Annotated in this window: 2 protein-coding genes; one reads left to right on the top strand and one right to left on the bottom strand. The window is 72.1% G+C overall.

From position 1 onward, the window contains the following. Window positions 1-1,035 carry a DUF4158 domain-containing protein gene (locus tag SAVERM_RS02610; protein ID WP_010981857.1) on the bottom strand — a complete coding sequence of 345 codons (1,035 nt, stop codon included), beginning with the start codon at window positions 1,033-1,035 and terminating at the stop codon, window positions 1-3. Between the two features lie 645 nt (window positions 1,036-1,680). Here SAVERM_RS02610 and SAVERM_RS02605 point away from each other — a divergent pair. Beyond that, window positions 1,681-24,921 (top strand): type I polyketide synthase, encoded by a 23,241-nt coding sequence (locus SAVERM_RS02605; RefSeq protein WP_010981856.1) that lies wholly within the window; start codon window positions 1,681-1,683, stop codon window positions 24,919-24,921. The last annotated feature ends 63 nt before the right edge of the window (window positions 24,922-24,984 follow it).

The raw sequence follows: 24,984 nt of genomic DNA, 5'->3' as shown, positions 1-24,984 counted from the left end.
TCACTGGTCTCTGTATCCCTGCGCTGATCGCCCGAAGGAGTGCAAGCAGCCCTGTGACCATTTATAGGCATACCTCTGTCCAAAAATGGGGAAATCGTGGTGAAGGTAACGTATTGTCCATGAGGGAGCGAAGCCCTTGGCCCGTTCCTCATCGAGCGCGGCGAACAGGGTCTCGCTCAGCTCGACCGAGACGGGCTGCGGGACCGCACCCCGTCCTGGCCGGTCTCCCGCCAGGCCTGAACGCCACCGCTGGACCGACTGGACGCTGACCCGTAACTCCTTCGCGATGTCCGTGCTGCCCGGCCCAGCGGTGAACATTGCGACTGCTTCCATCCGGATCCGCTCGCTGAACGCCAGCCTGTCCGCCGACCCCGACACCCCCATCGGGGATCTCCGCAGCCGCTCCAGCTCCGAGACCCGTCTGCCCTCCGGGACCTTCAGCAGATCCCGCATCGACTGCCGCAGCTTCTCGGGCACCGCCTCATCCAGCGTCCGGTACAACGCAGCGTTCTCCTGCGCGCGGACCTCGGCCACCAGCCGGGTCAGCGTCGTAATCCCCGGCAGCAGCACGCGGTTGTCCACCAGCCACCCCACCGCCCGGTCGAACAACGCCCGCGGCCCCTCCCACGACGCCCACACCCGCGTCGCCAGAAACTCCCGCACCTGCGCCTCCGCCGCCGGGGACTCCCGGTACGCGTAGGCGTCCCGGATCTCCCATGCGTGCTCGTACCGGTTCTGCCGCCGGGCTCCGTACGCGGCGAACTCGCCCGGATCGACACCCAGCTGTTCGGCAGCGAAGCGGACCACCACCTCCGGGACCACGGACAGGTCCTCGGTGGGGAACACCCCGAGCATCCGTACGCAGCCCCACTGCACCGCCCACCCCAGCCGGTTCGCCGGCGCCCGCTTCGACCGCGCCGACTCCAACGCCTTCGCGTCCAGACGGAAGAACTGCTCCAGCTCCCCGGGTGTCGGAGCCGAAGCGAACCGGCCGTAGCGCGAGACCTGGTCATGAGAGAGAAATTCAACTGGCATGACCCGGAACGTAGGGGCCCTGATCAGCGGAAACAGGGCGAGTCATCGAACTGGAATCAAGATCGGCCAGATGTCGCTATTGGCCGTTCCGATCCTCCCCGAGGGCCTAGAAGGTGCCGTTTCGGAGCATGGCGAACAGGACGCTGATGCGTTGGCGGGCGAGGCGGAGGAGGGCCTGGGTGTGGGTCTTGCCGCGGGCTCGTTCTTGTCGTAGTAGGTGCGGGAGGGCTGGGTCGGCGTTCATGCAGGTGTCGGCGTACACGTGAACGTGGCTCTGGCGAGATTTTCGCAGGCGGAGATCATCTTGGTGGCGAGGTCGGTAGTGATTCTCGGCCGCTTGCAAATGCATCATGAAAGTGGGACCTCTTCATCAGAGGAAATCGGGCCAGGGCTATATATGCCGTGTTTCTCTCACAGCTAGCGCCTAGGGTTCTCCTTAGAGATTTTCCCGACTGTCAATGCTCGTGCACGTCACCCATTGGGGATTCCCCTAAACCTGATCTGCTGCAGCGGCGGCGCGCTGCCGCGGGAGCGAAACCAGGGTCACACTGCAGCTTGTTGCCGCCTGGTCGAGCCGATCGCCCGTGTAGCGGCCGACGTTGGTGCGGTGCCTTTCGTTCTCTGTGTGGGTGGGTGGAGCGCAACATGGTCGAGTCCGAGCTCAACGCAACGGGGAATCGGGACTGTTCGGCTTCGGCAGATTCGGCCGATGGCATAGCTGTCATCGGCCTGGCGTGCCGACTGCCGGGGGCCGCCGACCCGGCCGCCTTCTGGCGGCTGCTCAGCGAGGGCGCGGACGCGATCACCGACGTCCCTCCGGACCGGTGGGACGGGGCGGTGGTGGCCGACGCGTCCGCACCCGACAGGACCGGCATCCGCCGGGGCGGCTTCCTCGACAGCATCGGCGACTTCGACGCCGGGTTCTTCGGGCTCTCCCCCAAGGAGGCCGCCGCCATGGACCCGCAGCAGCGGCTCGTGCTGGAGTTGGCCTGGGAAGCACTGGAGGACGCGCACGTGCGCGCCGCAACGCTGCGCTCCACCCGCACCGGAGTGTTCGTCGGCGCCATGTGGGACGACTACGCGACGCTGCACCACCGCTCCGGACTCACGGCCATCTCCCCGCATACCGTCACCGGCCTGCACCGCAGCATCATCGCGAACCGGGTCTCGTACTTCCTTGGCCTGAACGGCCCCAGCCTGACCGTGGACTCCGGCCAGTCCTCTTCTCTGGTCTCGGTCCACCTGGCCTGCGAAAGTCTCCGCAAGGGCGAATCGACGATCGCTCTCGCGGGCGGCGTGAACCTGAACATCGTCCCCGAGAGCGCCCTGGGCGCCGCCAAGTTCGGCGGCCTGTCCCCGGACGGCCGCTGCTTCACCTTTGACGCGCGCGCGAACGGCTACGTTCGCGGCGAGGGCGGCGGCATCGTCGTCCTCAAACCTCTTGCCCGGGCCGTCGCGGACGGCGACCCTGTCTACTGCGTGATCCGCGGCAGTGCGGTCAACAACGACGGTGGCGGCGACGGGTTGACCGTGCCCCTGCAGTCCGGGCAGGAACAGGTGCTCCGGCTCGCCTACGAACGGGCCGGAGTCAACCCCGCCGATGTCGGCTACGTGGAACTGCACGGGACCGGCACCAAGGTCGGCGACCCCATCGAGGCAGCCGCGCTCGGCGCAGTGCTCGGCACGGGACGTGAGCCCGGCCGCCCTCTGCGGGTCGGCTCGGCCAAGACCAACGTGGGCCACCTGGAGGGCGCCGCGGGCATCACCGGCCTGCTGAAGGCGGTCCTGTCGCTCAACCACCGTGAACTGCCCGCCAGCCTCAACTTCGGGACGCCGAACCCGGCGATCCCGCTGGACCGGCTGAACCTGAGGGTGCAGACCGAGCACAGCGAATGGGCCGCCGAGGACGGCCGCCCGCTGCTCGCCGGCGTCAGCTCGTTCGGCATGGGCGGCACCAACTGCCACATCGTGCTGGCGTCGGGCGCGGCTGTGGAGGCGGGTGAGGGTGCGACGGCGGGCGGGGGCGCGGCTCCGACCTTTTGGCCGCTGTCCGCCAAGACCGCATCCGGGCTGCGCGCCCAGGCCGCCGCACTGCTCGCCCACACCGAGGCGCCCCTCGGTCTCGCCCTGCCCGACGTCGGCTGGTCGCTGGCCACCGGCCGCACCGCCTTCGAACACCGGGCCGTCGTCGTGGGCGAGGTTCGTGACGACTTCCTGCGCGCCCTGCGCGAGCTGTCCACCGGCGGCATTGACGCCGCACTGACCACTGGCCGCGCGGGCCCGCGCGGCGAGCTCGCCTTCCTCTTCTCGGGCCAGGGCAGCCAGCGGGCCGGCATGGGCCGCGAACTGGCAGAGTCCGTCCCGGCGTTCGCCTCCGCCCTGGACGAGGTGTGCGCACACCTCGACCCCTTGCTGCCGCGGCCGCTGCGCGAGGTCATGTTCGCACCCGTAGGCACTGGGGAAGCCGCCGAACTCGACCAGACCCTCTACACGCAGACCTCACTGTTCGCCGTCGAGGTGGCCTTGTTCCGGCTGCTGGAGAGCTGGGACATCACCCCCGACGTGCTGATGGGCCACTCCATCGGTGAACTCGCCGCCGCGCACGTGGCCGGCGTCCTCTCGCTCGCCGACGCCTGCGCCCTCGTGGCCGCGCGCGGTCGCCTGATGCAGGCGCTGCCCGCCGGCGGCGCCATGATCGCCGTCCAGGCCGCGGAGGACGAGGTGCGCGCCCGCATCGGCGAGCGCACGGACCGCGTGAGCATCGCCGCGCTGAACGGCCCGGACTCCGTCGTCGTCTCCGGCGACGAGGACCTCGCCACCGAGATCGCCGACGCCTTCGCCGCCCTGGGCCGCAAGACCAGCCGGCTGCGGGTCAGCCACGCCTTCCATTCCCCGCACATGGAACCCATGCTGGCGGAGTTCCGCAACGTGGCCGAGGGCCTGACCTTCCACGCCCCGCGCATCCCGATCGTGTCCAACGTGACGGGCCGACTGTCCGAGGAGCCCTCGGGATACGAAGGGTGCACGGCCGCGTACTGGGTCCGCCACGTGCGCGAGGCGGTCCGCTTCGCCGACGGCGTCGCCCGCCTCGACGAGCAGGGCGTCCGCACGTACCTGGAGCTCGGCCCTGGCGGCGTGCTCGCCTCCATGGCCCGCGCCGGCGCTGACAGCGAGTCCCTGTTCGTCCCCGCCCTGCGCACCCGTCGCCCCGAGGCGCAGGCCCTGCTGGCGGCGGTCGCCTCGCTGCACGTCCACGGCGTGGAGCCGGACTGGGACGCCCTGTTCGGCGGCGGGCGAGGCGCACGCCGCAAGGTCGCGCTCCCCACCTACGCGTTCGAACGGCAGCGGTACTGGCTGGACGGCGACACGACGTCGCCCGTCGCCACCACCGGCTGGGCTCCTGTGGCTCCGCAGCCGGACGCCATCGCCGAGACTGACAGCGCGCCTGTCGGAGCCCTGGGTCGGCGGCTGGCCGGACTGGCCGAGTCCGAGCGCGACGAGGCCGTGCTCGACATGGTCCGCGCACACATCGCCGCCGTTCTCGGCCACGCCGAAGCCCGCCAGGTCGAGACCGAGTGGACGTTCAAGGACCTCGGTTTCGACTCGCTCAGCTCGGTGGAACTGCGCAACCAGCTCAGCGAGGCTACCGGCCTGCGCCTGCCCAGCGGGCTGCTGTTCGACCACCCGACCCCTGCCGCGCTCGCCCGCCATCTCGCCGCCCAGTCCCTGGGCGGCGGGGACGCGGCGGCCGCCGCGCCCGCGACGGTGGCCGACCCCCACGAGCCCATCGCCATCGTGGCCATGAGCTGCCGCCTGCCCGGCGGCGTGAGCTCCCCCGAGGACCTGTGGCGGCTGCTCGCCTCCGGTGGCGACGGCATCTCCGGATTCCCGACGGACCGTGGCTGGGACGTCGAAACACTCTACGACCCGGAGCCCGGCACGCCCGGCAAGTCCTCGACGCGGCACGGCGGCTTCCTGCACGAGGCGGCCGAGTTCGACGCCGGCTTCTTCGGCATCAGCCCCCGCGAGGCCGCCGCGATCGACCCGCAGCAGCGGCTGGTCCTGGAGACCGCGTGGGAGGCCTTCGAGCGCGCCGGCATCGACCCGGCCACGCTGCGCGGGAGCCGGGCGGGCGTGTTCATCGGCGCGACGGCACAGGACTACGGCCCCCGGCTGCACGAGCCGGCCGACGGCGTCGAGGGCTATCTGCTGACCGGCACGACGACCAGCGTCGCCTCGGGGCGCGTGGCCTACTCGTTCGGCCTCGAAGGCCCCGCGGTCACGGTGGACACGGCCTGCTCGTCGTCTCTGGTCGCCCTGCACCTGGCCGTCCAGTCGCTGCGGAGCGGCGAGTGCACCATGGCCCTGGCCGGCGGCGTCACCGTGATGTCCACGCCTGGCATGTTCGTGGAGTTCAGCCGTCAGCGCGGACTGTCGGCGGACGGCCGCTGCAAGGCGTTCGCGGCCGGCGCGGACGGTACGGGCTGGGCCGAAGGCGTCGGCATGCTCCTGGTGGAGCGGCTCAGCGACGCCCGGCGCAACGGCCACCAGGTGCTGGCCGTCGTGCGGGGCAGCGCGGTCAACCAGGACGGCGCGTCGAACGGACTCACGGCGCCCAACGGCCCCTCCCAGCAGCGCGTCGTCCGCCAGGCGCTGGCAGCCGCCGGACTCGCGCCCGCGGACGTCGACGCCGTGGAGGCGCACGGTACGGGCACGCTGCTCGGCGACCCGATCGAGGCGGAAGCCCTCATCGCCGCCTACGGCCAGGGACGGGACGGCGACCGGCCGCTGTGGCTGGGTTCGCTGAAGTCGAACATCGGTCACACGCAGGCCGCGGCGGGCGTCGCCGGCGTGATCAAGATGGTCATGGCGATGCGACACGGTGTGCTGCCGCGGACCCTGCACGTCGACGAGCCGACCCCGCACGTGGACTGGTCGGCAAGCGGCGTACGACTGCTGACCGAGGCGGTGGAGTGGCCCGCGCGCGACCTGCCGCGCCGCGCGGCGGTGTCGTCCTTCGGCATCAGCGGTACCAACGCCCACGTCATCGTCGAGCAGGCCGCGACGAGCGAAGAGCCCGCCCGCGGGACGGCCGTTGCCGGACCGGTCCCGTGGGTGGTGTCGGCGAAGAGTGATGTGGCGCTGCGGGAGCAGGCGGGCCGGTTGTTGTCCTTCCTGGACGCCGAGGGCGTCGGGGGTGCCGGGGTTCGGCCGGAGGACGTGGCGTTGTCGCTGGCGACGTCGCGTGCGGTGCTGGAGCGCCGTGCGGCGGTCGTGGGCGGGGATCTCGCGGAGCTCCGGCAGGGGCTGGAGGCGCTTGCTTCCGGCGCTTCCGGCGCTGCTCCGGTGGGCGGTGCCGTCGGGGGCAGGGTCGGGTTCTTGTTCTCGGGTCAGGGTTCGCAGCGGATCGGCATGGGGCGTGAGCTGTACGCGGCGTACCCCGTCTTCGCTGCGGCGTACGACGAGGTCTGCGCGTTTCTGGACGCGCCCGTCGACGTCGACTCCGAGGAGCTCAACCAGACGGGTACGACGCAGCCCGCGCTCTTCGCCGTCGAGGTCGCCCTGTTCCGGCTTCTCGAATCGTGGGGCATCCGGCCGGACTATGTGGCCGGTCATTCGGTGGGTGAGATTGCGGCTGCTCATGTGGCGGGTGTGTTGTCGCTCGAGGATGCGGCGAAGCTGGTGTCGGCGCGTGCCGCACTGATGCAGGCGCTGCCCGACGGCGGGGCGATGGTCGCGGTCCAGGCGACGGAGGACGAGGTGCTGCGGCACCTGACCGACGGGGTCGGGATTGCGGCGGTCAACGGGCCTCGGTCAGTTGTGGTTTCCGGCGCTGAGGACGCGGTCACCGCAGTCGGTGAGATCTTCGCCGGTCGGGGTCGTAAGACGTCCCGGCTGAAGGTCAGTCACGCCTTCCACTCGCCGTTGATGGATCCGATGCTCGAGGAGTTCGCTGCGGTTGTTCGCGGTCTGACGTTCAGTGAGTCGCGGATCCCGGTGGTCTCGAATCTCACCGGCCGGTTGGCCGAGGTGTACACGCCCGAGTACTGGGTGCGGCACGTCCGCGAGGCGGTGCGCTTCGCCGACGGCATCGAGACCCTCGGCGAGCTGGGCGTGACCACGTTCGTCGAGGTCGGCCCCGGTGGCGTGCTGAGCGCCCTCGCCCAGGGCTGCTTCGACGACGGCACAGACATCGTCACGGTTCCCGTCCTGCGCGCCGACCGCCCCGAGCCGTACGCGCTCGTCACCGCAATCGGGCGGCTGCACACCCACGGCATCTCACCCGACTGGCAGGTGTTGTTCCCTGGCGCCCGGCGTGTCGACCTGCCCACGTACGCCTTCCAGCGCGAGCGCTACTGGCTCGACGCGCCTCGGGCGGCGACCGCCGGCGCCCCGGACGCGATGGACGCCGAGTTCTGGGACTCCGTCGAGAGCGAGGACCGGGCATCTCTCGGTGCGCTCCTGGGACTGGAGCCCACCGAACTGGACGTGGTCGCGTCCAAGCTGTCTGCCTGGCGCCGGAAGCGGCGCGAGCAGTCCACCACCGACGGCTGGCGCTACCGGATCACCTGGCAGCCGCTCGATGACATGGTCCGGGCCGCTCCGTCGGGGACCTGGCTCTACGTGGTCTCCGAGGAGACCGCGTGGACCGAGGCGATCCGCGCCGGGCTCACGGAACTCGGCGTCGCGCTCGTACCGTTCGCCGTGGGCGAGGACACCGACCGTGACGCGCTCGCCCGGGCCTTCGCCGACGCCGGGCAAGAGCAGGCCGACGGCATCCTGTTCGCCGCAGCACAGGGAGAAGCGGGGGCGAACGCCCTCCAGCGGCTCGTCCTGCTCGTCCAGGCCCTCGGCGACGCCGGGATCGAGGCCCCGCTGTGGTGCCTGACCAGCGGCGCAGTGTCGACCGGCACGGCGGATCTGCTGACCGACCCCGTCTCCGCCCAGCTCTGGGGCCTGGGCAGGATCGTCGCCCTGGAACAGCCGCAGCGCTGGGGCGGGCTCGTCGACCTGCCCGCCGAGCTGGACTCCCGCGCGCTGGAACGACTGGCCGGCCTGCTGGCCCAGGCCGACGAGGACCAACTCGCCGTACGCGCCTCCGGAGTGTACGGCCGCCGCCTCGTGCGCGCGCCGCTGAGCGCGGCACCGGCGGACGCACCCTGGTCGCCGCGCGGCACCGTGCTCGTGACCGGTGGTACGGGTGCGCTGGGCGGGCAGGTGGCCCGCTGGCTCGCCGGTGCGGGTGCCGAGCACCTGGTGCTCACCAGCCGCCGGGGCCCCGACGCCCCGGGCGCCGCCGAACTCAAGGCGGAGCTGGAGGAGCTGGGCGCTCAGGTCACCGTCGTCGCGTGCGATGCGGCCGACCGCGACGCGCTCGCCGAGTTGTTCGGCCGGTACATCGTGAACGCCGTGGTGCACACCGCAGGCGTACTCGACGACGGCCTGGTCGAATCGCTCACGCCCGAGCGCCTCAACCACGTGCTGCGCCCCAAGGTGGACGCAGCGCTCCATCTGCATGAGCTCACCCGGGACCGTCAGGACCTCGACGCCTTCGTGCTCTTCTCCTCGATGACCGGTGTCTGGGGCAACGGCGGCCAAGGCGCCTACGGTGCCGCGAACGCCTTCCTCGACGCCCTCGCCGAGCACCGCCGGGCGCAGGGCGTGCCCGCGCTGGCCGTCGCGTGGGGATCCTGGGCGGACGGAGGCATGGCCGACGGCGCCGCCGGTGACCATCTGCGGCGGCGCGGCGTACGGGCGATCGCGGCCCTTCCCGCGATCTCCGTGCTGCACGGTGCGCTGACCCACGGCGAGACCTCCATGACCGTCGCGGACGTGGACTGGGAGCGCTTCGTCCCGGCCTTCGTCGGCACGCGGCCCTGCCCGCTGCTGCTCGGCGTGCCCGAGGCCCGCGAGGCCCTCGAAGCACGCGCCCGGGCCGCGCAGAGCCCCGAAGTACCCGTGTCCGCGCTGGTCCAGCGCCTCCTCGGCGCCACGCCGGGGGAGCAGGGCCGCATCCTGCTGGACCTGGTCCGCGAGCAGGCCGCCACGGTGCTCGGCCACACGGGCAAGGGCGCCTTCGAAGCCGACCGGACGTTCCGCGAGACCGGCTTCGACTCGCTCACCGCCGTCGAACTGCGTCACAGGCTCAACACGGCCACTGGCCTCAGGCTGCCCACCACCCTGGTCTTCGACCACCCGACCCCAACCGCCCTCGCCCGTCACCTGGGCGAGGAACTCCTCGGCCGGCACGGGCTGGAGACGGCCGCCGCGCAGGCGACGGCCGCCGCTGCGGCCGACGAGCCCCTCGCGATCGTCGGCATGAGCTGCCGCCTCCCCGGCGGCGTCCAGTCGCCGGAGGACCTGTGGGAGCTGCTGAGCTCCGGCCGGGACGCGATGTCCGGCTTCCCCACCGACCGCGGCTGGGACATCGACGCGCTCTACGACCCCGACCCCGACCGGCCCGGCAAGACGTACTCGCGCGAGGGCGGCTTCATCCAGGGCGCCGACCGCTTCGACGCCGGTCTCTTCGGGATCTCGCCGCGTGAGGCGCTGGCGATGGACCCGCAGCAACGGCTGCTGCTGGAGACCGCGTGGGAGGCCTTCGAGCGCGCCGGCATCGCCCTCGCGTCCGTCCGCGCCAGCCGCACCGGTGTCTTCATCGGCACCAACGGCCAGGACTACGCCAACGGGCTACGCAACGCGCCCGAGGAGATCGAGGGCTACGCGCTCACCGGCAAGGCGGCCTCGGTCGTCTCCGGACGCATCTCCTACACGTTCGGCCTCGAGGGTCCCGCGGTCACGGTCGACACGGCCTGCTCGTCTTCGCTCGTGGCCCTGCACCTGGCCGCCCAGGCACTGCGGAGCGGCGAGTGCTCGATGGCCCTGGTCGGGGGCGTCACCGTCATGACCACGCCGGACCTGTTCGTGGAGTTCAGCCGGCAGCGCGGGCTGTCGCCGGACGGCCGGTGCAAGGCGTTCGCGGCCGGTGCCGACGGCACGGGCTGGGGCGAGGGCGTGGGCCTGTTGCTGGTGGAACGGTTGTCCGACGCCCGTCGGAACGGGCACCAGGTGCTGGCGTTGGTCCGCGGCAGTGCGGTGAACCAGGACGGTGCGTCCAACGGTCTGACCGCGCCCAACGGCCCCTCGCAGCAGCGGGTGATCCGGCAGGCGCTGGCGTCCGCCGGGCTCACGCCGGCCGACGTGGACGCCGTCGAGGCCCACGGCACGGGCACGCGGCTCGGCGACCCGATCGAGGCGCAGGCGCTCCTCGCCACGTACGGCCAGGAACACTCCGACGACCGGCCGGTGTGGCTGGGCTCGGTCAAGTCCAACATCGGTCACACGCAGGCCGCCGCGGGTGTCGCCGGTGTGATCAAGATGGTGCTGGCGATGCGGCACGGCGTGCTGCCGCAGACGCTCCATGTGGACGAGCCGACCGCGCACGTCGACTGGTCGGCAGGCGCCGTGCGGCTGCTGACCGAGCCGGTGCAATGGCCCGGGACCACCGGGCCCCGCCGGGCCGCGGTGTCCTCCTTCGGTATCGGCGGCACCAACGCGCACACGATCATCGAGGAAGCGCCCGCCGCGGCCGCGGCCGAGCCGGCCCGGGAACACCGCCCGGTGCCCGTGCCGTGGGTGCTGTCAGCAAAGAGTGAAGTGGCGCTGCGGGCCCAGGCGGAGCGTCTGCTGGCCTTCGCGACCGACGATGTGTCGCCCGTCGACGCCGGATTCTCGTCGGCCACGACGCGGTCGGCACTGGAGCATCGGGCCGCAGTCATCGGCAGCGACCCGGCCGAGCTGCGGGCAGGTCTTGAGGCCCTCGCGGCAGGCGAACCGGCGGCGAACGTCGTCGCCGGGCGCGCTCACTCGGCGGACAAGGTCGGGTTCTTGTTCTCGGGTCAGGGTTCGCAGCGGCTGGGGATGGGGCGTGAGCTGTACGCGGCGTACCCGGTGTTCGCTGCGGCGTATGACGAGGTGTGCGCGCTTTTGGACGCCACGGTCGACGTCGATGCGGAAACTCTTCATCAGACGGGTTCGACGCAGCCGGCGTTGTTCGCTGTCGAGGTCGCCCTGTTCCGGCTTCTCGAATCGTGGGGCATCCGGCCGGACTACGTGGCCGGTCACTCGGTCGGTGAGATCGCGGCCGCGCACGTGGCCGGGGTGCTGTCGCTCGAGGACGCGGCGAAGCTGGTGTCGGCGCGTGCCGCGCTGATGAAGGCCCTGCCCGCCGGTGGTGTGATGGTGGCGGTCCAGGCGGCCGAGGACGAGATGCTGCCGCACCTGATTGACAGAGCGGGTATCGCGGCGATCAACGGCCCGCGGTCCGTGGTCATTTCCGGGGCGGAGGACGCGGTCACGGCGATTGCCGAGGTGTTCGCTGCTCAGGGTCGTAAGACGTCTCGGCTGAAGGTCAGTCACGCATTCCATTCGCCGTTGATGGATCCGATGCTGGAGGAGTTCGCGGAGGTCGTTCGCGGTCTGACGTTCAGTGAGCCGTGGATCCCGGTGGTCTCGAACCTCACCGGCCGGCTGACTGAGTCGTACACCCCCGAGTACTGGGTCCGGCACGTCCGTGAGGCGGTGCGCTTCGCCGACGGCGTGCTGACCCTGCACGAGCTCGGTGTGACCACGTTCGTGGAGATCGGACCGGGCGGCGTCCTCAGTGCCCTCGTCCAGGGCTGCCTCGACGACGGCACAGACATCGTCACCATTCCCGCCCTGCGCGCCGACCGCCCCGAACCCCAGGCGCTCACCACCGCGTACGCCCAACTGCACGTCAGCGGCGCCGAAGTGGACTGGCACGCTTTCTTCCCGGGCGCCCGGCGCGTCGAGCTGCCCACGTACGCCTTCCAGCGCGAGCGCTACTGGCTCGACGCCCCCGCCTCCGCCGGTGACATGCGCGCGGTGGGGCAGGGCGAGGCCGGCCACCCGCTCCTCGGCGCCGCCGTGCCGCTGGCCGACAGCGTCGGGCACCTGCTCACCGGCCGGCTCTCGAAGCACACGCACCCGTGGCTGGTGGACCACGCCGTCAGTGGGGTCGCGCTCCTGCCGGGAACCGCGTTCGTCGAGCTGGCGATCACCGCTGCTGACGCCGTGGGCTGCGACCTGCTGGAAGAGCTGACGCTGGAGACACCGCTGCTCGTGCCCGAGCGCGGCGGCGTCGCCTTGCAGGTGCACGTCGGCGCCGACGACGGCTCGGGCCGCAGGCCGCTGACCGTGCACTCGCAGATCGACGACGGGGACGCGTACGCCCACGAGGACGACTCCGAGCGGGCATGGGTCCGGCACGCCTCCGGCGTGCTGACCGTCGCCACAGGAGGGCCCGTGGACGGCTCGCTCACCGCGTGGCCGCCCGTGGGTGCGGAGCCGGTCGACGTCGACGGGTTCTACGACCGCCTCGCCGGCATGGCGCTCGACTACGGCCCCGTCTTCCAGGGGCTGCGCGCCGCGTGGCGGAGCGGGGACGACTTCTTCGCCGAAGTGGAGCTGCCCGGCGCGGAGCGGACGGACGCGGGCGCGTACGGCCTGCATCCCGCCCTGTTCGACGCCGCCCTGCACACCGTCTGGCTGGGCGCGGTCGAGCCCGAGGCCGGGACGGGAAACGGGCTGTTGCCGTTCGCCTGGAGCGGCGTGCGCCTGGCGGCTGCCGGAGCCTCCGACCTGCGGGTGAAGGTATCGCGCGCCGGTACCGGCACCTCTACGGTGTCGCTGGTGCTGGCCGATGGCACCGGTGGGCCGGTCGCGGAGGTCGACTCGTTGACGCTGCGCCCGGTGCCCGCCGACCAGTTGCGCGCCGGTTCCGGCAGCGACGACGCGGTCTTCGGCCTAAAGTGGACGCCGGTCAGCCTGCCGTCCGCGCCGGACGGCATGAGGATCGAGACGTACGAGGATCTCGCCGCTCTTCGGGCCACTGACCCGCCGGCGGACACCGAAGCCGATGCCGCAGCCGCCGCCGATGCCGTGGTCGTGCCCTGCCCGACCGGGACCGGCGCGGACCTGGCCACCCGGGTCCGTGAGGTCACCCATGCCGTGCTGGAGTTGGTGCAGTGGTGGCTGGCCGAGGAACGCCCGGGGCGCCTGGTGCTGGTGACGCGTGGGGGAGACCTCGCCCAGTCGGCGGTCTGCGGACTGGTGCGCTCGGCGCAGACCGAGAACCCCGACCGCATCGTGCTGGTCGAGACCTCCAGCGATGCCCATGCCGGGGCCGGCAGCGGTGTTGATGACGCCGATCTTGCCCGGGTGCTGCCCGGCCTGATCGCGTCGGGTGAGCCGCAGGCCGCGGTGCACGCGGACGACGAGGTCCGGGTGCCCAGGCTGGTTCGAGTCGCCGTGCCGGACGCGGAGCCGGAACTTCCCGGCCTCGGCTCCGGCACCGTCCTGCTGACCGGTGCGTCGGGCGGCCTGGGCGGGTTGTTCGCCCGGCATCTGGTCGCCGAACACGGCGTCCGTAGTCTGCTGCTCGTCAGCCGCCGCGGCGGCGACGCACCCGGCGCGGCCGAGCTCACCGCCGACTTGACCGCGCAGGGCGCCGACGTCACCTGGGCCGCGTGTGATGTGGCCGACCGCGCCGCCGTCCGTGCACTCCTGGCCGGGCCCGGGCAGAGCCTGTCCGCGATCATCCACACCGCCGGCGTACTGGACGACGGAATCATCGGCTCGCTGACCCCCGAGCGGCTGGACGCCGTGTTCCGCCCGAAGGTGGACGCGGCGCTGAACCTGCACGACCTGGCGGGCGAGCTGTCCGGCGACCTGTCCGCGTTCGTGCTGTTCTCCTCGGTGGCGGGCACTCTCGGCACGCCGGGCCAGGCGAACTACGCCGCTGCCAACACCTTCCTCGACGCCCTCGCCGAGCACCGCCGTGCCGCGGGCCAGCGGGCCACGTCGCTGGCCTGGGGCCTGTGGGCGCAGGACAGCGAGAGCGCCATGACCGGCAGCCTCGACCACACCGATCTCACCCGCATCCAGCGCATGGGCCTCGCCGCGATCCCGTCGTCGGACGGCCTGCGGCTGTTCGACGCGGCACTGGCCCTGGATCGGGCCGTCGTCGCCCCGCTGCGGCTGGACCTGGGCGGGCTGCAGGGCACGGTGCCGCCGGTCCTGCGAGGGCTCCGCGGTACCGTACGGGGCACCGCGCGACGTACGGCGCAGACCGCGCCGAAGGGATCGCTGGGTCAGCGGCTGGCCGGGCTGGCGGAGGCCGAGCGCGAGCAGGTGGTGCTGGACCTGGTGCGTACCGAGGTCGCCGCCGTGCTCGGGCACGCCGGAGCACAGTCGGTCGGCGCGGACGACTCGTTCAAGGACATCGGGTTCGACTCGCTGACCGCCGTCGAACTGCGCAACCGGCTCAACTCGGCCGTCGGCATGCGCCTGCCCGCCACCCTGATCTTCGACTACCCGAACCCGCTTACCCTCGCCCACTTCCTCACCGGCGAAGCCGCAGGCGGCGAGGCGGCGACAGCCGTGCCGACGACCCTCTCCACGGCCACCGGAACGGCGGACGAGCCCATCGCGATCGTGGGCATGGCCTGCCGCTACCCCGGTGGCGTGCAGTCACCCGAAGACCTGTGGCAGCTGGTGTTCTCCGGCCGCGACGCCGTGTCGGGCTTCCCCGAGGGCCGCGGCTGGGACGTGGAGCAGCTCTACGACCCGAATCCCGACCAGTGGGGCACCAGCTACACCCGAGAGGGCGGCTTCCTGCACGACGCGGCGGACTTCGACGCCGAGTTCTTCGGGATCTCGCCGCGTGAGGCGCTGGCGATGGACCCGCAGCAGCGGTTGCTGCTGGAGACGTCGTGGGAGGCGTTCGAGCGGGCCGGGATCGACCCGGCGACGGTGCGGGGCAGCAGGACCGGTGTCTTCGCCGGCGTGATGTACCACGACTACGGCGGGCGGGTGCACACCTCGCCCCCAGGGCTGGAGGGCTACCTCGTAAACGGCAGTGCGGGCAGCATCGCCTCCGGCCGGGTCTCGTACACGTTCGGGCTCGAGGGGCCGGCGGTCACCGTCGACACGGCGTGCTCGTCCTCGCTCGTAGCCCTCCACCTCGCTGCGCAGGCGCTGCGGAGCGGCGAGTGCTCGATGGCCCTCGTCGGCGGCGTCACGGTGATGGCAGGCCCGTCCGTGTTCGTGGAGTTCAGCCGTCAGCGCGGCCTGTCGGCGGACGGCCGGTGCAAGGCGTTCGGCGCCGGGGCGGACGGTACGGGCTGGGCCGAGGGCGTGGGCATGCTGTTGGTGGAGCGGTTGTCCGACGCTCGTCGGAACGGGCACAAAGTGCTGGCGGTGGTCCGCGGTACGGCGGTGAACCAGGACGGTGCGTCGAACGGTTTGACGGCTCCGAACGGGCCCTCGCAGCAGCGGGTGATCCGGCAGGCGCTGGCGAACGCGGGCCTGTCTTCGGATGAGGTCGATGCGGTGGAGGCGCACGGTACGGGTACGAGGCTGGGTGATCCGATCGAGGCGCAGGCGCTGATCGCCACGTACGGGCAGGAGCGGTCGGAGGACCGGCCGTTGTGGCTGGGTTCGCTGAAGTCGAACATCGGGCATTCGCAGGCGGCTGCGGGTGTCGGTGGTGTGATCAAGATGGTCATGGCGATGCAGCACGGCGTGCTGCCGCAGACCCTGCATGTGGACGAGCCGACCCCGCACGTGGACTGGTCGGCGGGCGCGGTGCAGCTGCTGACCGAGGCCGTGGAGTGGCCTGCGAGCGACGGGCCGCGCCGGGCCGCGGTGTCCTCCTTCGGTGTGAGCGGCACCAACGCGCACGTCATCGTCGAGCAGGCCGCGACGAGCGAAGTGACCGCCCGTGGGACGGCCGTTGCAGGACCGGTCCCGTGGGTGCTGTCGGCGAAGAGCGATGCGGCGCTGCGGGAGCAGGCGGGCCGGTTGTTGTCCTTCCTGGACGCTGAGGGCGTCGGGGGTGCCGGGGTTCGGCCGGAGGACGTGGCGTACTCGCTGGCGACGTCGCGTGCGGTGCTGGAGTGCCGTGCGGCGGTCGTGGGGGAGGAGCTTGGGGAGTTCCGCCAGGGGCTGGAGGGGATTGTTTCCGGCGCTGCTCCGGTGGGCGGTGCCGTCGGGGGCAGGGTCGGGTTCTTGTTCTCGGGTCAGGGTTCGCAGCGGATCGGCATGGGGCGTGAGCTGTACGCGGCGTACCCCGTCTTCGCTGCGGCGTACGACGAGGTGTGCGCGCTTTTGGACGCCACGGTCGACGTTGATGCGGAAACTCTTCATCAGACGGGTTCGACGCAGCCGGCGTTGTTCGCTGTCGAGGTCGCCCTGTTCCGGCTTCTCGAATCGTGGGGCATCCGGCCGGACTACGTGGCCGGTCACTCGGTCGGTGAGATCGCGGCCGCGCACGTGGCCGGGGTGCTGTCGCTCGAGGACGCGGCGAAGCTGGTGTCGGCGCGTGCCGCGCTGATGCAGGCCCTGCCCGCGGGTGGTGCGATGGTCGCGATCCAGGCCACCGAGGCGGAAGTGCTGCCGCACCTCACCCACGGCGTCGGCCTCGCGGCGATCAACGGGCCTCGGTCCGTCGTGCTTTCTGGCTCCGAGGATGCCGTTCTCGACATCGCCGAGGTCTTCGCGCAGCAGGGCCGCAAGACGTCCCGGTTGAAGGTCAGTCACGCCTTCCACTCGCCGCTGATGGACCCGATGCTGGAGGAGTTCGCCGAGGTCGTCCGCGGTCTGACGTTCAGTGAGCCGCGGATCCCGGTGGTCTCGAATCTCACCGGCCGGTTGGCCGAGGTGTACATCCCCGAGTACTGGGTCCGGCACGTCCGCGAGGCGGTCCGCTTCGCCGACGGCCTGCACACCCTGCACGAGCTGGGCGTGACCATGTTCGTCGAGATCGGCCCGGGTGGTGTCCTCAGCGCCCTCGTACAGGGCTGCCTCGACGACGGCACACACATCGTCACCGTTCCCGCCCTGCGCGCCGACCGCCCCGAGCCGTACGCCCTCGTCACCGCCGTGGGGCAACTGCACACCCACGGCATCTCGCCCGAATGGCAGGCGCTCTTCCCGGGCGCCCGCCGCGTCGACCTGCCCACGTACGCCTTCCAGCGCGAGCGCTACTGGCTCGATGCGCCTCAGGCGTCCGGTGACGTCCGGGCCGCCGGTCTGGGGGCTGCGGACCATCCGCTGCTCGGTGCCGCGATTGCGACGGCCGACAGCGACGGGGCCGTGCTCACTGGGCTGCTCTCCCTCGGAACCCACCCTTGGCTTGCCGACCACGCCGTGAACGGGATTGTTCTGCTGCCCGGCACCGCGTTCGTCGAGCTGGCGATCCGGGCGGGCGACGAGACGGGATGCGGATGGATCGAAGACCTCACCCTTGAGCTTCCCCTGGTCGTGCCCGAGCGCGGTGGCGTCACCCTTCAGGTGGCTGTCGGCCCGGAGGACGAGTCAGGCCGGCGGCAGCTGAGCGTGCACTCGCGCGTCGACGACCGTTCGTGGCTGCGGCACGCGACGGGTGTGCTGTCCTCGGCAGAGGCACCGTCCGCCGCGAAGCTCGGCGCGTGGCCACCGGCGGGTGCGGAGGCCGTCGACCTGACGGCGTTCTACGAAGGCATGGCTGCTGCGGGCCTGGACTACGGTCCGGTCTTCCAGGGCCTGCGCTCGGTGTGGCGCGACGGGGACGACGTCTTCGCCGAGGTCGAGCTGCCGGACGAGTCGGCTGCCGAGGCGGCGGCGTTCGCCCTGCACCCGGCGCTGCTGGACGCCGCCCTGCACGCACTGGCCGCCGGTGGGCTGGTGTCGCTGGACGACAGCCCGGCCCTGCCGTTCGCGTGGTCCGGCGTCGTCGTGCAGGCGGCCGGTGCGGCGATGGTGCGGGTGAAGCTGTCGCGGACGGCCACCGGTTCGGTGACGCTGGCCGTGGCCGATGGCGCCGGTGACCCGGTGGCCTCGGTCGAGTCGCTGTCGTTGCGGGCCGCTTCGGCGGAGCAATTGCCCGGTGCTGTTGGCGGCGATCAGCTGTTCGGGCTGGAGTGGACGCGGTTCACTCTGCCCTCCGCCACCGACGCGCTGATGATCGAGACCGTCGCGGACTTCGACGCACTGCGGGAGTCGGAAGGGACACCGGACGTCGTGGTCGTTCCGTGCCCGGCGGGTTCCGGTAGGGAGACCGCCGACCGCGTGCACAGCACCACGAGTGAGGTTCTGGCGCTGGTGCAGTGGTGGTTGGCGGAGGAGCGTGCGGGGCGTCTGGCGTTGGTGACGCGTCCGGGCGATCTGGCTCATGCTGCGGTGTGGGGGCTCGTGCGGTCTGCTCAGTCGGAGAACCCGGACCGGATCGTGCTGGTGGAGGCCGAGGAGACCGATGAGGCGGTCCGTGTGCTGCCTGCCGCGCTCGCTTCCGGTGAGCCGCAGTTCGCGGTCCGCGACGGGGAGGTGTTCGTACCGCGCCTGGTGAAGGCCACCCGGAGCGCCACGGGGACCGCCACCGGCACGCCGGACTTCGGCGTCGGCCCCGTCCTGCTGACCGGTGCGTCCGGTGCGCTGGGCGGGCTCGTCGCCCGGCACCTGGTCGCCGAGCACGGCGTACGCAGCCTGCTGCTGCTCAGCCGGCGCGGCGCGGAGGCCCCTGGCGCGGTCGAGCTGGAGGCCGAACTGGCCGCGTGGGGCGCCGAGGTGCGCTGGGCGGCTTGCGACGCGGCCGACCGGGACGCTCTCGCCGAGGTGCTGGCCGGCACGCCGGTGACGGCCGTGGTGCACGCGGCCGGCGTCCTCGACGACGGCGTGATCGCCGCGCTCACCCCGGAGCGCATGGAGAAGGTGCTGCGCCCGAAGACGGACGCCGTGCTCAACCTCCATGAACTGACGAGCGACCTGTCGGCGTTCGTCGTCTTCTCCTCGGTGTCCGGAATCCTGGGCAGCGCGGGACAGGGCAATTACGCGGCGGCGAACGCCTTCCTCGACGCCTTCGCCGAAGCCCGGCGCGCCCGGGGGCTCCCCGCCACGTCGCTGGCGTGGGGCCTGTGGGAGCAGGGCAGCGGCATGGCCGACCGGCTCGACCAGGCGGACCTCGCCCGGCTCAAGCGGGTGGGCCTGGCCCCGATAGCCGTCGACGAAGGACTGCGGCTGTTCGACGCGGCACTGGCCCTGGATCGGGCCGTCGTCGCCCCGCTGCGGCTGGACCTGGGCGGGCTGCAGGGCACGGTGCCGCCGGTCCTGCGAGGGCTGCGCGGTACCGTACGGGGCACCGCGCGACGCATGGCGCAGACCGCGCCGAAGGGATCGCTGGGTCAGCGGCTGGCCGGGCTGCCGCAGGCCGAGCGCGAGCAGGTGGTGCTGGACCTGGTGCGCGCCGAGGTCGCCGCCGTACTCGGCCACGCCTCGGCCCAGGCCGTCCAGCCGGAACACGCGTTCCAGGACGCCGGTTTCGACTCGCTCACCTCGGTGGAACTCCGCAACCGGCTGAACGCGGCGACCGGGCTGCGGCTCCCCGTGACCATGGTCTTCGACCATCCCACGCCTGTCGCGCTCTCCCGCTTCCTGCTGGCCGAGACGCTGGGCGTCCAGGAGCAGGCCGAGGCCGCGATCGCCGCGGTGACCGGGACGGACGAGGCGATCGCGATCGTGGGCATGGCCTGCCGGTTCCCCGGTGACGTGCGGTCACCCGAAGACCTGTGGCGCCTCGTCGCATCCGGCGGCGACGCGATCTCGGGCTTCCCCGAGGACCGCGGCTGGGACGTCGAGAACCTCTACGACCCGGACCCCGACCGCTCCGGCAAGTCCTACGTGCGCCACGGCGGCTTCCTCCACGAGGCTGCCGAGTTCGACCCGGCCTTCTTCGGGATCTCGCCGCGTGAGGCGTTGGCGATGGACCCGCAGCAGCGGTTGCTGTTGGAGACGTCGTGGGAGGCGTTCGAGCGGGCCGGGATCGACCCGGCGACGGTGCGGGGCAGCAGGACCGGTGTCTTCGCCGGCGTGATGTACCACGACTACGGCGGGCGCGTGAAAACGGCTCCGGAGGGCATGGACGCCTACCTGGGCAGTGGCAGCGCGGGCAGCATCGCCTCCGGCCGGGTCTCGTACACGTTCGGGCTCGAGGGCCCGGCGGTCACGGTCGACACGGCGTGCTCGTCGTCGCTGGTGGCGCTGCACCTGGCGACCCAGGCGCTGCGCAGTGGCGAGTGCTCGATGGCGCTGGTCGGCGGTGTCACCGTCATGGCGACTCCCTCGACGTTCGTGGAGTTCAGCCGTCAGCGCGGCTTGTCGGCGGACGGCCGGTGCAAGGCGTTCGCGGCCGGCGCGGATGGTACGGGTTGGGCCGAGGGCGCGGGCATGCTGCTGGTGGAGCGGCTGTCCGACGCCCGGCGCAACGGGCACACGGTGCTGGCGGTGGTCCGCGGCACGGCGGTGAACCAGGACGGCGCGTCGAACGGTCTGACGGCCCCGAACGGGCCCTCGCAGCAGCGGGTGATCCGGCAGGCGCTGGCCAACGCCGGTGTGTCCTCGGAGCAGGTCGACGCGGTGGAGGCGCACGGTACGGGGACGAAGCTGGGTGACCCGATCGAGGCGCAGGCGCTGATCGCTACATATGGTCAGGAGCGGCCTGGGGACCGGCCGTTGTGGCTGGGCTCCCTGAAGTCGAACATCGGCCACGCCCAGGCCGCGGCCGGTGTCGGTGGTGTGATCAAGATGGTCATGGCGATGCGGCACGGTGCGCTGCCGCGGACCCTGCACGTCGACGAGCCGACGCCGCACGTGGACTGGTCGGCCGGTGATGTCCGGCTGCTGACCGAGGCCATGGAGTGGCCGGAGACCGATCACCCGCGCCGGGCCGCCGTGTCATCCTTCGGCATCAGCGGCACCAACGCCCACGTGATCGTCGAACAGGCTCCCGACACCGCGGAGCTGCCGCCCGTGCCCGACTCCGGCAAGGCCGTGCCGTGGGTGCTGTCGGGCAGGACGGAGGCGGCGCTGCGGGCACAGGCGGAGCGCCTGCTGTCCCTGGTCCCGGAGATGGACCTGCCGCCGGCCGACATCGGCTTCTCGCTCGCCACCACACGCTCGGCCATGGAGCATCGGGCCGCCGTGGTGGGGGAGAGCCGGGACGAACTCCTGGAAGGGCTCCGCGCGCTGGCCGCGGGGTCCCCGTCCACGCGGGTCGTCCTGGGTGAACCGGGCGCCGGCGGCAAGTCAGGGTTCTTGTTCTCGGGTCAGGGCTCGCAGAGGATCGGCATGGGGCGCGAACTCTACGATGCTTTCCCGGTGTTCGCTGCGGCGTACGACGAGGTGTGCGCGCTTGTGGACGCGCCCGTCGACGTCGACTCCGAGGAGCTCAACCAGACGGGTACGACGCAGCCCGCGCTCTTCGCCGTCGAGGTCGCCCTGTTCCGGCTTCTCGAATCGTGGGGCATCCGGCCGGACTACGTGGCCGGTCACTCGGTCGGTGAGATCGCGGCCGCGCACGTGGCGGGGGTGCTGTCGCTCGAGGACGCGGCGAAGCTGGTGTCGGCGCGTGCCGCACTGATGCAGGCCCTGCCCGCCGACGGGGCGATGGTCGCCGTCCAGGCGACCGAGGACGAGGTGCTGCCACATCTCACCGACGGCGTCGGTATCGCGGCGGTCAACGGCCCGCAGTCCGTCGTGGTCTCCGGTGCCGAGGACGTGGTCGTCGCCATCGGCGAGGCCTTCCGGGAGCGGGGCCGTAAGACGTCCCGGTTGAAGGTCAGTCACGCCTTCCACTCGCCGCTGATGGATCCGATGCTGGAGGAGTTCGCCGAGGCCGTCAGCGGTCTGTCCTTCAACGAGCCGCGGCTTCCCGTCGTGTCGAACCTCACCGGCCGGCTGGCCGAGCCGTACACCCCCGAGTACTGGGTCCGGCACGTCCGCGAGGCGGTCCGCTTCGCCGACGGCCTGCACACCCTGCACGAGCTGGGCGTGACCACGTTCGTCGAGATCGGCCCCGGCGGCGTCCTCAGCGCCCTCGCCCAGGGCTGCCTCGACGGCGACATCGTCACCGTCCCCGCCGTACGGACCGACCGCCCCGAGCCGCAGGCCGTCGTCACCGCGCTCGCCGAGCTGCACGCCCATGGCGTCTCCCCCGACTGGCGGGCGCTCTTTCCGGGCGCCCGGCGCGTCGACCTGCCGACCTACCCCTTCCAGTACGAGCGCCTCTGGCTGGAAGCGCCCGAGGAGTACACCGGCACAGCGGCTGCCACCGGGCTCGGACTGGGGGCGGCGGAGCACCCGTTGGCCGGTGCGGCGGTCGCGCTCCCCGGCGCCGGCGGGTTCCTGGTCACAGGGCGGCTCTCACTCAGGACGCATCCCTGGCTCGCCGACCACACGGTCATGGACAGCGTGCTGCTGCCGGGTACCGCGCTCGTGGAACTGGCGGTGCGCGCGGGCGAGGAGGCCGGTTGTGCACAGGTCGAGGACCTGACGCTGGAAGCACCGCTGATCGTCCCGGAGCGCGGTGGTGTGGCCGTGCAGGTGTGGGTCGAGGCCGAGGAGGAGCCGGGCAGGTGCGCGCTGAGCGTGCACTCGCGACGTGAGGACGCCCCGGACGACGCGCCGTGGGTGCGGCACGCGGTCGGCCGCCTGACGGACGCGCTGCCCGAGCCGCCGCACGGCGCGGACCTCGGCGCGTGGCCGCCGGCGGGTGCGGAGGCCGTCGACCTGACCGGGTTCTACGAGGGCCTGGACGGACTCGGCCTGGGCTACGGCCCGGTCTTCCGCGGCCTGCGGTCGGTGTGGCGCAGCGGGGACGACGTCCTCGCGGAGGTCGCCCTCCCCGAGGGCACGGAGGCGGGCGCGTTCGCCGTGCATCCGGCGCTGCTGGACGCGGCGCTCCACGCAGTCGGCGCGGGCGGGCTCGTCCCCGTCCTCGACGGGCCGCTGCTGCCCTTCGCCTGGTCCGAAGTGGGTGTGCGGGCCGCGGGGGCGACGGCGCTGCGGGTCAAGCTCTCTCGCACGGGTACGGACGCGGTGTCGCTGACCGTGGCCGACGCCTCGGGTGGTCTGGTGGCCACGGTCGGCTCACTGTCGCTGCGGCCGGTGTCGCGCGAGCAACTGCTCGCGGCGGGCGGCTCCGGCAGGCGTGCCGACGACTCGCTGTTCGGCCTCGCATGGCAGCCCGCGGTCCTCACGGAGACTGACGCCGCCGCCGGCCTCGACGTACGGAGCTACGCGGACCTGGCCGCGCTGTCGACCGAGCCGGCCCTTCCCGATGTCGCGGTGGTCACTGTCGTTCCGTGCCCGGCGGGTTCCGGTAGGGAGACCGCCGACCGCGTGCACAGCACCACGAGTGAGGTTCTGGCGCTGGTGCAGTGGTGGTTGGCGGAGGAGCGTGCGGGGCGTCTGGCGTTGGTGACGCGTCCGGGCGATCTGGCTCATGCTGCGGTGTGGGGGCTCGTGCGGTCTGCTCAGTCGGAGAACCCGGACCGGATCGTGCTGGTGGAGGCCGAGGAGACCGATGAGGCGGTCCGTGTGCTGCCTGCCGCGCTCGCTTCCGGTGAGCCGCAGTTCGCGGTCCGCGACGGGGAGGTGTTCGTACCGCGCCTGGTGAAGGCCACCCGGAGCGCCACGGGGACCGCCACCGGCACGCCGGACTTCGGCGTCGGCCCCGTCCTGCTGACCGGTGCGTCCGGTGCGCTGGGCGGGCTCGTCGCCCGGCACCTGGTCGCCGAGCACGGCGTACGCAGCCTGCTGCTGCTCAGCCGGCGCGGCGCGGAGGCCCCTGGCGCGGTCGAGCTGGAGGCCGAACTGGCCGCGTGGGGCGCCGAGGTGCGCTGGGCGGCCTGCGACGTCGCGGACAGGGAGGCCGTCTCCGGAATGCTGAACGGGCTCGGGGAGCAATCGCTGTCGGCCGTCGTGCACACCGCGGGTGTTCTCGGCGACGGGATCGTCGCCTCGCTCACACCGGAGAGGATGAGGGAGGTCTTCCGCCCCAAGGTGGACGCCGTGCTGAACCTGCACGAGTGCACCCGGGACATGGGCCTGGCCGCCTTTGTGGTGTTCTCGTCCGTCGCCGGCATGGTCGGCAGCGCCGGTCAGGCGAGCTACGCCGCGGCGAATTCCTTCCTTGACGCCTTCTCGGCGCACCGGCGCCGTGAGGGGCTGCCCGCGATATCGCTGGCATGGGGTGTGTGGGAACAGTCCGGTGCGATGACGGACGGCCTCGTCGAGGCCGACCGGGCGCGGATGGCGCGCAGCGGCGTGCTGCCGCTGCCGCCCGAGGAGGGGCTGCGGCTGTTCGACGCGGCACTGGCTTCGGACGAGGCGGTACTCGCCCCGGTCCGCATCGACACCGGCGCGCTGCGTGCCGGTGAGGCACCGCCGGTGCTGCGCGCCCTCGTGCCGGCCGCGGCCGCCCGGAGGACCGCGCGGGCCGCCGCCGCTCCCTCCGCGTCCTCGCTGGCCGAGCGCCTGGAGGAGATGCCTGAGGCCGAGCGGGAGAAGACCGTGCTGGACCTGGTCCGGGCCGAGGTGGCCGCGGGCCTGGGGCACGCGTCGGATCGTACGGTCCGGCCGGAACACGCCTTCCAGGACCTGGGCTTCGACTCCCTTACGGCCGTCGAACTGCGCAACCGGCTGAACAAGGCCACCGGGCTGCGGCTCCCCGCGACGCTGGTCTTCGACCATCCGACACCCGCTCTCCTGGCCCGTCATGTGTTCATGGCGGCGGCGGGGGCGGCCGAACCGGCCCTAGTGGATTCCCTACTTGCCGATCTGGACAGGGTCGAACAAGAATTGGTCACGACGTTGGCAGCGAGTGAAGCTCGCGACCGGATCCTGTCAAAGCTCCAGGGTTTGTTGGCGATTGCCGGTGAATTCGGCAAGGCGCCGGCCCAGGAAGGCCCTGGTACGGGCGGCAGCGATCTGGAATCGGCCACGGACGACGAAGTATTCGATCTGCTCGGCAAGGAATTCGGGATTTCCTGACCGCTCCGGCGCGTCCCGGTGACCTCTTGCCGAATTCCCATAAGTCTTCACAGGGGTGAGGGA

This window comes from Streptomyces avermitilis MA-4680 = NBRC 14893 (assembly GCF_000009765.2).
GTDB classification, from domain to species: domain Bacteria; phylum Actinomycetota; class Actinomycetes; order Streptomycetales; family Streptomycetaceae; genus Streptomyces; species Streptomyces avermitilis.
The sequence above is the reverse complement of the archived record's forward strand: the minus strand, read 5'-3'. Positions and strand labels throughout refer to the sequence as shown.